Source organism: Nocardioides marinus, from assembly GCF_013408145.1.
Taxonomy (GTDB): domain Bacteria; phylum Actinomycetota; class Actinomycetes; order Propionibacteriales; family Nocardioidaceae; genus Nocardioides; species Nocardioides marinus.
In genome coordinates this window covers 830731-843787 of record NZ_JACBZI010000001.1, presented here as the reverse complement: position 1 = coordinate 843787, position 13057 = coordinate 830731, and the positions used below count along the sequence as shown (strand labels likewise).

Here is a 13057-nt window from a genome sequence, read left to right as displayed (position 1 = left end):
CCTTAGTGGTCCCTCAGTGGTCCGTGGTCAGGACCCGCAGGTGTCCCTTGCGCCCCGTCTCGCGGCCGGTCTCCTGCTCGGGGGCGACGCGCCGCGGGGGTTGCGGGCGTCCGGCCTCACGGACCGCGTCGGCCAGCGCCAGCAGGTCGTCGTTGCTCGGCCCCGGGGGTGCCGGCTGCGCCAGTCGCAGCACCTCCCAGCCCCGCGGCGCGGAGAGCCGCTCGCTGTGCGCCTCGCACAGGTCGTAGGCGTGCGGCTCGGCGTAGGTCGCCAGCGGGCCCAGCACGGCGGTCTGGTCGGCGTAGACGTAGGTGAGCGTCATGACCGCCGGACGACCGCAGGCGGTGCGGCTGCAGCGACGGGCGGGACTCACGCGGCAGACGCTACCCGGCCCACCTCCGCACGGCGACTAGGCTCGCGGACATGACTCGTGACCGCCGGGGACGCGGCATGCGCGGCCCCGGTGTCCTGCCGCTCGAGCCCGGTCGCCCCGTCCTCCGGACCCGGCGCGAGCGCTTCGACGACCTCGTCCTGGACGTGGTCACCACGATCGAGGAGCGCTGGGCCGACCGCCTGGGCCTCGTCGAGTACGCCGTGGAGGACGCCCCCCAGGTCCCCGACGACTGGGACAGCCCGACCGTCCCGCTGTCCTCGCTGGTCCGCGGGGCCGGCGAGGAGCCGACCCGCCTCGTGGTGTTCCGGCGTCCCATCGAGCACCGTGCCGAGCGCCGCAGCGACCTCGAGGCGCTCGTGCTGACCGTGGTGGTCGAGCAGGTGGCCGAGCTCCTCGGTGTCGACCCGTCGGTCGTCGACCCGCGCTACACCGCCGAGGACTGAGGCCTCACCGCAGGCCGGGGCGCACGTCGGGCACCAGCCCCTCGCGCAGCAGCTCGCGCAGCCCGACGACCGCCGCACCGTCGGCGTTGGTGAGCACCAGCGCGCCCTCGACCGAGGTGTCCTGCGGCTCCACCCGCAGCAGCGCGGCCCGCCCCGGGACCTTCACCTCGACCGCGGCCTCGGGGCCGATCTCGACCACCTTGCTGCCGACCTCGCGGCCCCGGCCGTCGTAGGACACGACCTCGACCGTGCCGAGCGTCTCCGCACCCCCGAGGACCAGTCGCGCCCCGGGGTGGGCGACCGGCACCAGCGTCGCCTCGGTGACCGGCCCCGCCGGGACGATGGAGAGCAGGTCACCACGGACCCGTCCACGGAAGGACGCGGTGGCCGGCTGGGAGGAGACCACCTCGATGCCGAGCACCCCCTCCGCGACGTCGGAGCGCAGGAGCTTGGTGATGGAGAAGCGCCGGACGCTCGCCGGGTCGACCAGCACCTCCTCCAGCTCCGTGGGCGTGAAGGTCGCCTCGGCCGTGACCAGCCGCAGCGACACCCTCGAAGCGCTGTCGGAGGTGTTCGCGACGACCACCTCCGGGTCGTCGACGCCGTCGGGCAGACCCAGGAGCAGCTGGGAGGTGGCCGGCTCGCGCTGACCGCTGAGGTACTCCTTGGTCGTCTCGCCGCGACCGATCGGCACGAACGCGTCGATCACCGTCGCCGCCAGCCGCCCCCGCTCGGTCGTCACGTGCAGCGCGAGCTCCTCGCGCTTCGGGATCTCCGACCCGAGGTCGAGCCGGACCGTGGCCCCACCGGCCACGGACACCCCGCGCAGCCGTCCACCGGCGCCCACCGGTCCGGACTGGCCGAGCACCGTGATGGTCGCGGTCGCGGGGCCGGTGTCGGGGTTGTGCAGCTCCAGCACCGAGGTGTGCTCGGCGCCGGCACCCACCCCGGTGAACCACTGGTCGCTGCTCGTCGCGGGGCAGTCCACGGCCCGCAGCCCGGGTGTCGACCACCGCTGGACGACCAGGCCACGGGCCAGAGCCCCGACACCGCTCACGCGCGTGGCGTCGTCGAGGTCGACGCGCCGGTCGGGCGACACCTCGACGGTGCGGGGCTCGCTGGCCCTGCCCCCGGCCACCGCCTGCACCTCGCCGGCCTCACCGGCGTCGGAGGCGATGAAGACACCGCCGGCCTCGCTCCCGGTGGGGCAGACCAGGTCGGTGCGCGCCAGCGGCACCTCGCTCGGTGCCCGGTCGACCGGCTCGACCTGCACGTCCGCGTCGGCCAGCAGCGCCGCGCAGATCGCGAGGACCGGCACGGCCGCGGTCACGACCGCGAGGCGGCTCACGGCGGGGCGTCTCACGTGCGGCTCCCCTCGGTCCGGCTGGCACCTCGGGTGGGGGCGCACTGGACCAGTGCCACCACCAGGGCTGCGAGCTGCACCAGCAGGAGCACGGGCCGCAGCCACGAGCCGGGGCCGTCCAGGGCGTCGGGTGCCGGCTCCCGGGAGACCCGCCACGCCCGCGTGGCGCGGTCCTCGGCGGAGGCCTGCACCAGGCCCGCCGCCGCGTCGAGCACCGAGGCGACGTCGCCGTCGGCGGGCGCGGGCAGCACGACGTACTCGATGCCGCGCTCGGACAGGTCGGTGGCCAGCGCGTCGTCGGGCTCGCTGACGGCCCGGCGCACCAGCTCGGCCAGTGCCGGGTCGCGGGGCGAGAGACCGAGGACCTCGTCCTCGCCCACGCTCACGCCGTCGCCGCGGCGCACGACGTAGTCGACGCCGTCGCGCACCGAGCCGGTGAGCACCAGGATCCCCCGCTCGGGGGCCTGGGCCGCGCTCTGCACCATGTACGCCGGGACGCCGGCCGCGTCCTCCTCGACCAGCCGGTGCTCACCGCCGGCGAACCAGCCCAGCCCGACGAGCGGGACGAGCGCGGCGACGACGCCGAGGGCGACCAGTCCGGTCCGCCAGGGGGTCGGCATCGGGGTGGAGGAGGCGCGGCGCAGCTCCACGGCCCCGAGGGCGCCCAGCACCACGGCGGTCACGAGGGCGCCCTGCCAGACGACGACCAGCACCGCCACGGAGGCGGGGGTGGAGCCGCCGGCCACGTCGAGGGTCACCCAGGAGAGCACCAGGGTGAGCAGCGCGGTGACCGCGGCCAGCAACCAGCAGATCAGCACCGGGATGCGGGTCGGGCGCGGCCACAGTGCCACCAGCGCGAGGACGACCACCAGCAGGCCGGTCCAGGCGGGTGCGCCCAGGCCGCCGAGCCGACCGGCGAGGACGTCGAGCCCGTCGGGCATCGGGGCCGGCAGTCGGCCTGCCCCGAGCAGCAGCCCCTCGGCGGCGCGGTGCTGGATCGCCGGGAGCCACCACGGCAGCAGCAGGACGACGGGGAGACCGAGTGCCAGGGCGGGTGGCCCCCAGGCCGACCGACGGCGACCCGCGTCCGGCACCAGACCGGCTGCGGCCGCCACACCGAGCCCGGCCAGCACCAGCGCCAGCAGCCAGGCGACGGGCGCGAAGGCGACCAGCAGGGCGAGCAGCACGCCGCTGCGCCAGGCCGCGCGCCACCGACGGTCGGCCTCGGGGTCCGCGAAGCCCACCGCGGCGTGGGCCAGCCAGGGCAGCACGGCCACGGCGGCCACGACGCCGAGCCGGCCCTGGCCCCACGCACCGCTGGTGGCCGGCACCAGGGCGTAGGCCACGGCACCCCACAGCAGCAGCCAGCGGGGCAGCCCGCGCGGACTGACCAGCCGACCCAGCAGGCCCAGCAGCCGCCAGGCGCCCCAGAGGGAGACGGGCACGGCCAGCAGCATCACCGCCGAGACGGCCGCGGTGGCGCTGCCGCCGAGCAGGGTGCCGAGCAGGGCCATCGGCAGCAGGTACGGCGGGGCGGGCACCGCGGTCCCGGCCCCGAGCGGGTGCCACGACTCCAGGTGCAGCCGCCACCAGTCGCCGACGCCCTGCGGGGCCGGTGAGAGCGCACCGCCGGTCACCGGACCGAAGGCCGCCCGCGCGCCGACCAGGCTGACGAGGACGACCACCGCCAGCAGGACCGCCACCGGGTTGGACAGGAAGCGGGCGACCCAGCCAGAGTCCGCCTCGAGGACGTCGTCCTCCTCGACCGGACGGCGGGCGGCGAAGGACTCCGGGTCGCGCTCGGCGGCCGCGATCCGTCGGCGCTCGGCGACGTCGGCGGCCTGGTTGCCCGCGGCCGCCACGACCCCGCCCACGAGGTCCAGGCCGTGCCGGTAGGGCAGCCACCACGGGGCCAGCAACCGGCGTACGTCGGCGCCCCCGCGGCCCGACCGCTCCCGCCGGGCCCGCAGCAGCGACCGCGGCCGCAGCGACACCAGGGCCGCGAGCTCGTCGAGCGCCTCGCCGGGCGAGCGCACGAGCAGGAACCCGAGCACCCGCAGGAGGGTGCCGAGGGTGAGTCGGACGACCTGGAGGGGCAGGGTGCGGCCGGGGCTGTTGACCAGCAGCGTGAACAGCGCGGCCCGGCGCTCCTGGAAGTGGGTGTGCCTGCCGGTGAGCGGCGTGCGGCGTACGCCGCGGTGGGCGGCCTCGGCGTGGAAGACCACGGCCTGTGGCACCACGAGCGTCGTGCGACCGGCGGCGGCGGCGCGCCAGCCGAGGTCGAGGTCGTTGCCGAAGACGGGCAGCTGGTCGTCGAACCCGCCGAGGGCCTCGAAGGCCTCGCGGCGCACCAGCATGCCGGCGCTGTTGACGGCCAGGACCCGGCGGACCTCGTCGTGCTGGCCCTGGTCGTACTCGCCGCGCTCGAGCCCGGTCTCGCGGCGGCCGGTGCCGGAGATGGTGACGCCGACCTCGAGCAGGCGGCGCAAGGATGGCCACTCGCGCAGCTTGGGGCCGAGCAGGTCGGCCTCGGGGTGGTCCTGCGCGGCGGCGAGCAGCTGCTCGAGGGCGTCGGGGGCCGGGGTGGAGTCGTCGTGCAGGAGCCAGAGCCACTCGACGTCACCGACCTCGGCCAGCCCCAGCCGCACCGCCTCGGGGTAGCTCGTGCCGGCCGGGGCCGAGCGGACGGCGCCGAAGGCGGCCTCCAGGAGGTCGGGCCCCTCGTCCCGGCTGCCGGTGTCGACGCAGACGACGTGGTCCGGCGCGCGGGTCTGGGCGCGCAGACCATCGATCACGAGCGGCAGCCAACGGGCGCCGTCGTGGCTCACCACGAGGGCGGCGACCGCCCCCCGACCTGCCGCGGACACGATCGCAGACAGTAGCGCGGGCACTCTCAAATGCGAGCGGCCCCGGTCGTCACGACCGGGGCCACGCTCACCTCAGACTGCGCGCTTCTTCAGCTTGCGCCGCTCCCTCTCGGAGAGACCGCCCCAGATCCCGAAGCGTTCGTCGTTGCTCAGCGCGGACTCCAGACAGTCCTGGCGCACCTCGCAGGTGAGGCAGACCTTCTTGGCCTCGCGGGTGGATCCACCCTTCTCGGGGAAGAACGCCTCCGGGTCGGTCTGAGCGCACAGTGCGCGCTCCTGCCACGACCCTTCCTCGGTCTCCGCCTCGAGCAGAAACAGCTCTCTCATGGCTCAACGCCCTTTCGACCCTGGTGTGCTCCTCGTCCGGCACCGAAGAACACTGTTGGAATTACATGCCTGTCGTAGCACTGCCGTCAAGCGGAAGTCTGGTATTGGTCCCTCTCGCCACCCGCGCAGGAGCCCGCGGGGGCGCTGCGGCAGAGTGAGGGCATGCAGATCAGTCGCATCACCGTGTTGTCCGGCGGCATGGGCGGTGCCCGTTTCCTGCAGGGGCTCCTGCACGGCATCCGCGGCGGCGAGGTGCCCGGGGTCTCCCCCGAGGCGCAGGTCACGGTCGTGGCCAACACCGCCGACGACATCTGGGTCCACGGGCTCAAGGTGTGCCCCGACCTGGACACCGTGATGTACACCCTCGGCGACGGGATCGACCCCGAGCGCGGGTGGGGACGCCGCGAGGAGACCTGGAGCGTCCGCACGGAGCTGGCCGAGTACGGCGTCGAGCCGACGTGGTTCGGGCTCGGCGACCGGGACGTGGCGACCCACCTGGTCCGCACCCAGATGCTCGAGGCCGGCTACCCGCTCTCGGCGGTCACCGAGGCGCTGTGCCGGCGCTGGTTGGCCCCCGTCCACGGCGACGGCCTGCGGCTGCTGCCGATGACCGACGACCGCGTCGAGACCCACGTGGCCGTCGCCGACCCCGACGAGCCCAGCGGTCGTCGGGTGATGCACTTCCAGGAGTACTGGATCCGCCTGCGCGCCTCCGTCCCCGCCGAGACCGTCGTGATGATCGGTCTGGACCGGTCCTCCCCCGCGCCGGGGGTGCTCGACGCGATCCGCGACGCCGAGCTGGTCGTCCTGCCGCCGTCGAACCCGGTCGTGTCCGTCGGCACCATCCTCGGCGTGCCGGGACTGCGTGCGGCCGTCCGCGACACCGCGGCCCGCGTGGTGGGCCTGTCCCCCATCGTCGGCGGCACGCACGTGCGCGGCATGGCCGAGCAGATGCTGACCAGCATCGGCGTCGAGGTCAGCGCCGCGGGCGTCGGCCGCCACTACGGCGCCCGCTCGCGCGGCGGGGTGCTGGACGGCTGGCTGGTCGACACCCGTGACGAGGACGCCCTCCCCGCGCTGCGCGACGCCGGGCTGGAGGCGGCGGCCGTGCCGCTCATGATGACCGACCCGGACGCGACCGCCGCGATGGCCGCGGCGGCGGTCTCCCTGGTGGCTCCCGGAGCCACCGCGTGAGCGCAGACCTGGTCGTCAGCGCACCGGACGGGGTCGGTGAGGTCACCGAGGGCACCGACCTCGCGGCGCTGCTGGTCGGCGCGCTGGCCGAGCCGCTGCGGGACGGCGACATCGTCCTGGTGACCAGCAAGGTGGTCAGCAAGGCCGAGGGCCGCGCCCGGCGCGGGGACCGTGGGACCGCCCTCGACGAGGAGCTGTCCGCCCCCGGCGCCCGGGTCGTCGCCCGGCGCGGGCCGACCACGATCGCCCGCACCCGCCACGGCCTGACCATGGCCGCGGCCGGGATCGACGCCTCCAACGTCGAGCGCGGCACCGTGCTGCTCCTCCCCCTCGACCCCGATGCCTCGGCGGCGGCGCTGCGCCGGCGCCTGCACGAGCTCACCGGCGCCCGGGTGGGCGTCGTCGTCACCGACACCGCCGGTCGTGCCTGGCGCGAGGGGCAGACCGACATCGCCATCGGCGCCGCCGGGCTGCTGGTCGCCGAGGACTTCGCGGGCCGCGTCGACGGTCACGGCAACGAGCTCGCGGTCACCGCCCCCGCCGTCGCCGACGAGCTGGCCGGCGCCGCGGAGCTCGCCCAGGGCAAGCTCGGCGGCCGCCCGTTCGCCCTCGTGCGCGGCCGGGCCGACCTCGTGCTCCCCCTCGACGACGACGGCCCCGGAGCCCGTGCGCTGGTGCGCCCCGAGGGCGGGGACCTCTTCGGGTACGGCGCCCGCGAGGCCGTCCTCCGGGCGCTGGTCGGCGACCCCGCCGACCGTGCGCCGTTCGGCGCCCCGGCCACGGCCGAGGAGGCCCGATCGGCCGTCGAGGCCGTGACGGCCCGCGCCTGCCGCGAGGAGGACGGGGCCGTGCTCGTGGGCGTCGCGCCCGGCGTCGTACCGCTGCTGGAGGTGCTGGCGTTCGCGCTCGGCTGGGAGGTCCGGGTGCCGCGGGAGGGTCTCGACCAGGGGTCCGGTGTCGGGCCCGATATCGACGTCGAGGCACGGCTGCGCCCGCTCACTCCGTAGACTCCCCCGCGACCAGCGCACCACACCCCACCGCACCACACGAGGACTGCCGAACCGTGGCCAAGACCGTCAAGTCCGAACGACAGGCGAAGCTCGACAAGATCCGCAAGCAGCAGCGCGGAGCCGAGAGCCGCCGCAGCTTCGCCATCATCGGCACGTGCGCGCTGATCGCCGTCGCGATCGTGGCCGCCGCCGCCTACCAGCCGATCAAGGGCTGGTGGGACCAGCGCGGCTTCTCCGACACCGACCTGGCTGCCATCGGCGCCCCGGCCTCGGTGTGCGGCGAGGTCACCACGAAGTCCGCCGAGGGCAGCGGCAACCACGTCGACGACGGCCAGCAGGTCTTCTACGACGACGCCCCGCCGGCCTTCGGCCCGCACTGGAACGTCTTCGGCAAGGCACCGGTCCCGATCGGTCGTGAGTTCTACACCGAGTCCGACCGTCCCGAGCTCGAGCAGCTCGTGCACAACCTCGAGCACGGCTTCACGATCATGTGGTACGACGAGACCGTCGCCGACGACGCCGACCAGCTCACCGAGCTGCGCGCGATCGCGCGGAAGTTCTCCGACACCACCGACCGTCGCAACGCCTTCATCATCGCGCCGTGGACCGAGACCGACGGCGCCGACTTCCCCGACGGCAAGCACGTCGCCCTGACCCACTGGTCGGCCGGCGGCGTCGGCGTGGCCGAGGGCGAGCAGGTCGGGGTGTGGCAGTACTGCGACTCCCCCAGCGGCGAGGCCGTGGACAGCTTCGTCCGCGAGTACCCGCAGCAGGACAGCCCGGAGCCCGACGTCGCGATGTGAGGCGTCCCGGCCGGGGCGACCTACACCAGGTCGGTCCGGCCGGACTCCTTCAGCGCGGCCACCACGGCCTTGACCTCCTGCGCCCTGGCGCGGGAGGTCACCAGCAGCGCGTCGGGGGTGTCGACGACCACGACGTCCTCCAGGCCGACAACGGCGACCGTGCGGCCGGCGGTGACGACCAGCCCGGTGGCGTCGACCGCGTGCACGGCAGCGGCATCACCCAGGACGGTCATGGGCTCGTCCCCGGCCAGCAGCGTGGCGAGGGAGTCGAAGTCGCCGATGTCGTCCCAGGCGAAGGAGGCCGGCACCGTCGCCACGCGACCCGCGTCGGCCGCCGGCTCGGCAACGGCGTGGTCGAGCGCGATCTTCGGCAGCGAGGGCCACACCGTGGCCAGGGTGTCGGGCTCCGCGGCGATCGCCCGCAGGGAGGCGGCGAAGCGCGGGTGCCACTCGGCGAGCAGGTCGAGCAGCACGGTCGGCCGGACGACGAACATCCCGGCGTTCCAGCGGTAGCCGCCCTCGGCGAGGTAGCCCGTGGCGACCTCGACCGAGGGCTTCTCCACGAACGCCGCCACGCGCTGGGCACCCGGGTGCCCGTCGAGGTCGGCACCGGAGCGGATGTAGCCGAAGGCCGAGGAGGGGAAGGTCGGCTCGATGCCCAGGGTGACCAGCCAGCCCTCGCGGGCCACGGCGACCGCGGTCCCCACGGCCTCGGCGAAGCCCTGCTGGTCGGTGATGACGTGGTCGGCCGCGAACGAGCCCATCACCGCGTCCGGGTCGCGACGCTCGAGCAGCGCCGCGGCCAGCCCGATGGCGGCCATGGAGTCGCGGGCCGACGGCTCGGCGATGATCGCGTCGGCCGGCAGCCCGGGCAGCTGGTCGGCGACGGCGGCGGCGTGGGCGGTGCCCGTGACCACCATCAGTCGGTCGCCGGCGAGCGGGGTCAACCGGTCGTGGGTCTCCTGGATCAGCGTGCGCCCGCTCCCCCGCAGGTCGCGGAGGAACTTCGGCGCACCCGCCCGGCTCACCGGCCACAGCCGGGTGCCGGCACCGCCGGCGGGGACGACGGCCCAGAAGTTGTCGATCATGGCCCTCACCCTAGTGACGCCTAGGGTCGGGGCGTGACCACGTTCGCCGATCTGCTCGCCGCCCAGGTCCGCCGGGACCCGGGGCGCCCGTTCCTGACCTTCTACGACGTCACGACCGGTGAGCGCACCGAGCTGTCGCTGACGACGTACGCCAACTGGGTGGCCAAGGCCGCCGGGCTGCTGGAGGACGAGCTCGGCCTCGACCACGAGGACGTGCTGCTGCTCGACCTGCCCTCCCACTGGTTGGGCCCGGTGTTCCTGGGTGCGGCGTGGAGCGTCGGTCTCGAGGTCGCCTTCCCCGGCGGGACGTCCACTCCCGACGCCGTGGTGTGCGGTCCCGACGGTCTGGACACGTGGGGGCCGCGCGCCGGCACGCTGCCCGTCGTGGCCTCCGCGCTGCACCCTCTGGGCCTGCGCTTCACCGACCCGCTGCCGGGCGGCGTCCACGACCTCGGGGTGGAGATCTGGGGCCAGCCCGACGCGTACGCCGGCCTCAACCCGCCCGGCCCCAGCGAGCCGGACTGGGAAGCGGCCGCCACCGGGAGTCTCCTCGCCGACGGCGGCCGCCTCCTGTCGACGCAGAACCCGGCTTCCCCACCGGGGATCTGCGTCCTCACCGAGCCGCTGGCCCGCAGCGGCTCGCTGGTCCTGGTCGTGGGTGCCGACGACGACCGGCTCGAGTCGGTCGCGACCGACGAGCGCGTCACCGCGCGGCACCTCTGAGCTTCCCCACCCAGACCACCAGGTCATCGATCAGTCCACGAGGTCGTAGGCCTCCGCTCCGTCGGCGATCACCCGCGGCGCCTTGAACCCGTTGGCGCGGCTCTCGACGAGCAGCAGCCGGCCGGTGCCGCGCTCGCGGACCACGAGGTCCGGCCGGTTGCCGAGCGTGACGTCGGGGACCCCGGTCAGCAGGTCGTAGTCGGAGAGGTCCAGCGACAGGGCGCGCCCACCGGTCAGCCCGCCCGGGCCGTTGCCGGTGTAGACGAGCAGCTCGTCGCCGCGCCGCACCAGGGTGTCGGGCGCTCCGTCGCCGTCCCAGCGTCCGACGCCCACCTGGCGGGTCCCCGAGACCGCCGAGTGCGCCTGGTAGGAGGGGCCGAGCGGCTCGACACCCCGGCCGGGGTAGATCCGCATCGCCCCGCCGACGGGCTGACCCATCAGGTCCGGCCAGCCGTCGCCGGTCATGTCGCCGACGACCTCGAGCATCCGCACGTCGCCCATGTCGTGGCCGATCTTGACCGCCCTGGCGAAGCTGCCCCGCCCGTCGCCGGTGCGCACCTTGACCGCGCCGTTCTTGCGCTGGCGCACGATCAGGTCGCCCTGCCCGTCGCCGTCCCAGTCGCCGGCGTTGAGGACCAGGTCGGCGCCCTTGGCGCGCACGTTGGTCTCGACGACCGCGCCGGTGTCGAAGGTGCCGGTCCCGGCGAAGACCAGCATCTGGTCGCCCCGGCGGGAGACCAGGTCGGGCGCCGCCGAGCCGGCCAGGTCACCGGCGCCGGACAGGTCGCCGCGGCCCTTGAGCCGCTTGACCGGACCCCGGGCCGCGCCGACGGTGCCGTCACCGCGGCCCGGGAGCACGTAGGCGTGGCCGCCCTCACGGCGCACCACGAGGTCGACGAGACCATCACCGTTCCAGTCCGCCGACCCGGTCACCGCGTCGTAGCGCGGGCCGCCCTGCACGAGCAGGCTCGGCGTGCCGGCACCACCGCGGGGCAGCAGCCACAGCGAGCCGGCGGCGTCGCGGGCGACCAGGTCGCCGACACCGTCACCGTCGAGGTCGCCGACGCCGGCCAGCAGATCGTAGCCACGCCAGTCACCACTCATCGCCGCGGCGGCGAACCCACCGTTGCCGCGACCGCGGAACAGCGTGGGACGCCCGGTGCCGGCGTCGCGGCCGACCAGGTCGCCCAGGCCGTCCCCGTCCACGTCACCAGGGGCCGCGAGCAGGTCGTGGCCACGGGTGGCGGTGGCGGTGCGGAGCACCTGGCCCTCCACCCGGACCTCGACGGACCCGTCACCGGTGCGCCCGAGGAGGTCGGGTCGGCCGTCCCCGGTCAGGTCGGGCGAGACCAGCGTGGCGTCGTACGCCGCCCAGCCGGTGGAGTCCACGACCGGCTTGCGGACCTTGGTCAGCCCGCCGGTGGGGATGACGACGACGCGGTGGTCGCTGGTGCGGCGCGCCACGACGTCGGGGTGCGGGGTGCCGAGCAGGTCGGAGTCGAGGTCGCGTCCCTCCCACCCGGTCTGCGCAGCGGCGGCGAGGGTGCGGATGTCACCGAGCCGGTCGTAGAGGTAGCGGCCGGGGCAGGCGGTCGAGCCGGCGTCGCGGTGGCCGTTGATCGCCGGGAAGGTCTTGGAGCCGACCTGCTGCTGGCCCGAGGACGCGTCCACGCCGTGCAGCGAGAGCTTCCAGGCGAAGAGCGCACCGTAGGCCTCGACCACGGCCTGGCTGGGCTTGACCTGCTCGAAGTTGCCGATGGCCGACATCGCGAAGGCGTAGTCGTTGTAGCCGAGGGTGTGCGCACCGACGACCGGGCGGTCCACCCCACCGAAGCGGCCCTCCCAGATCCGGCCGAAGCGGTCGACGAGGAAGTTGTAGCCGATGTCGGACCAGCCGCGGGACTTGGTGTGGTACGCGTAGATGCTGCGCAGGATTCCCGGCACCTCGTCGCGGCTGTAGTCGTTGGCGTTGACCGTGTGGTGCACGAAGCCGGCGTGCACCTCGTAGTAGCGCAGCGAGCTCTTGTCGCGCATCCGCTCGTCGGCCCCCCACTGAGCGCGGGAGAAGATCTGCGGCTCGGGCGTCACGCCGCCGCGGGCCGCCGGCTCCGCGGGAGTGGAGTCCGTCGTGTCCAGGGCGGCACGCTGGCTGGTGGTACGGGTCGGGGTGCCCGGGTCGATGACGGCCAGCCGCAGGTCGGCGGGCGCGGCGCCGGCGGAGTCGACCACCCGCACCTGGACCCGGTCGACCTCACCGACGTACAACGGCTCGGTGCCGGGGCGGGCCAGTCGTCCCTCGCGCGAGTCGGGGTCGGGGCCGTGCTCCTCGTGGTACTCCAGCGCCGCCCAGTCCGACCACTCGCCGTCCACGAGGGTGCGGGCCGCGATGGCCAGGTCGTCCTCGTCGACGTCGGCGCCGTGTGCCCAGGTGACGCCCACCATGCCCTCACCGGTGACGACCTCGGGGCGGCTGACCAGCCGCTCACCGCCGCCGGCGACGGCCCGGGCCGCCGCGGTGCCGGTCAGGGAGACCTCCCGCACGACGGGGTCGACGGCACCGACCGGCAGCGTCGCGCTGCGCCGCGCCACCCTGCCGTACGCCGACAGCGCACCCGCGTCGGTGCCCGTGACCGTGCTCCCGGCAGGCGGCTGACGCACCACGTCGAGGCTGATCAGGCTGGCGGCGGGGGTGAGGACGGCGAGGACGGCACCGAGCGCCAGCAGCTGCTGGCAGGCGGTGACGAACCGGGACCGGAAGAGCGACATCGAGGACCTTTGCGTGCGCGGGGAAGTTCACACTGCGCGCAACTTTCACACGAGTCACATACGTCACGGAAGAGTTCGT

The 13057-nt window shown here is 74.9% G+C and carries 11 protein-coding genes; 5 read left to right on the top strand and 6 right to left on the bottom strand.

Going from position 1 to position 13057, the window contains the following annotated elements; genetic code table 11:
* Positions 1-13 precede the first annotated feature (13 nt).
* Positions 14-373, bottom strand: coding sequence for a DUF3499 domain-containing protein (locus BKA05_RS04040; protein ID WP_179530288.1), 360 nt, complete (start codon positions 371-373; stop codon positions 14-16).
* Between the two features lie 50 nt (positions 374-423).
* Here BKA05_RS04040 and BKA05_RS04035 point away from each other — a divergent pair, with 50 nt between their 5' ends.
* Entirely contained in the window at positions 424-837 is a 414-nt protein-coding gene (locus BKA05_RS04035; RefSeq protein ID WP_246289749.1) for a metallopeptidase family protein, read from the top strand.
* A 4-nt stretch (positions 838-841) separates the two neighbouring features.
* Here the strand turns inward: BKA05_RS04035 and BKA05_RS04030 are convergent, their stop codons facing one another.
* The 3 genes from BKA05_RS04030 to BKA05_RS04020 form a co-directional block, all read right to left on the bottom strand.
* Positions 842-2185, bottom strand: a complete 1344-nt coding sequence (locus BKA05_RS04030; RefSeq protein ID WP_179530287.1) for a DUF5719 family protein — start codon at positions 2183-2185, stop codon at positions 842-844.
* An 11-nt stretch (positions 2186-2196) separates the two neighbouring features.
* Positions 2197-5067: a glycosyltransferase gene (locus BKA05_RS04025; protein ID WP_179530286.1), complete on the bottom strand. Its 2871-nt coding sequence runs from the start codon at positions 5065-5067 to the stop codon at positions 2197-2199.
* A gap of 72 nt (positions 5068-5139) precedes the next feature.
* Positions 5140-5394 carry a WhiB family transcriptional regulator gene (locus tag BKA05_RS04020; RefSeq protein WP_179530285.1) on the bottom strand — a complete coding sequence of 85 codons (255 nt, stop codon included), beginning with the start codon at positions 5392-5394 and terminating at the stop codon, positions 5140-5142.
* 162 nt (positions 5395-5556) lie between these two features.
* Between BKA05_RS04020 and cofD the strand changes: the two genes are divergently transcribed.
* From cofD to BKA05_RS19500, 3 genes are read left to right on the top strand one after another with little or no spacing between them, the layout of a single operon-like run.
* On the top strand, positions 5557-6588 hold the full coding sequence (cofD, locus tag BKA05_RS04015) for a 2-phospho-L-lactate transferase (RefSeq protein WP_179530284.1): 1032 nt from the start codon (positions 5557-5559) through the stop codon (positions 6586-6588).
* Positions 6585-7595, top strand: coding sequence for a coenzyme F420-0:L-glutamate ligase (gene cofE / locus BKA05_RS04010; protein WP_179530283.1), 1011 nt, complete (start codon positions 6585-6587; stop codon positions 7593-7595). The genes cofD and cofE overlap by 4 nt, the downstream gene beginning before the upstream one ends.
* 56 nt (positions 7596-7651) lie before the next feature.
* The gene (locus BKA05_RS19500; protein WP_179530282.1) at positions 7652-8401 is read left to right on the top strand and encodes a DUF3105 domain-containing protein; all 750 of its coding nucleotides are present in this window, start codon (positions 7652-7654) and stop codon (positions 8399-8401) included.
* 20 nt (positions 8402-8421) lie between these two features.
* Here the strand turns inward: BKA05_RS19500 and BKA05_RS04000 are convergent, their stop codons facing one another.
* The gene (locus tag BKA05_RS04000) at positions 8422-9489 is read right to left on the bottom strand and encodes a mannose-1-phosphate guanylyltransferase (protein WP_179530281.1); all 1068 of its coding nucleotides are present in this window, start codon (positions 9487-9489) and stop codon (positions 8422-8424) included.
* Between the two features lie 33 nt (positions 9490-9522).
* Here BKA05_RS04000 and BKA05_RS03995 point away from each other — a divergent pair, with 33 nt between their 5' ends.
* Positions 9523-10212 carry a TIGR03089 family protein gene (locus BKA05_RS03995; protein ID WP_179530280.1) on the top strand — a complete coding sequence of 230 codons (690 nt, stop codon included), beginning with the start codon at positions 9523-9525 and terminating at the stop codon, positions 10210-10212.
* A gap of 30 nt (positions 10213-10242) precedes the next feature.
* Here the strand turns inward: BKA05_RS03995 and BKA05_RS03990 are convergent, their stop codons facing one another.
* The gene (locus tag BKA05_RS03990) at positions 10243-12978 is read right to left on the bottom strand and encodes a peptidoglycan recognition protein family protein (RefSeq protein ID WP_179530279.1); all 2736 of its coding nucleotides are present in this window, start codon (positions 12976-12978) and stop codon (positions 10243-10245) included.
* Positions 12979-13057 lie beyond the last annotated feature (79 nt).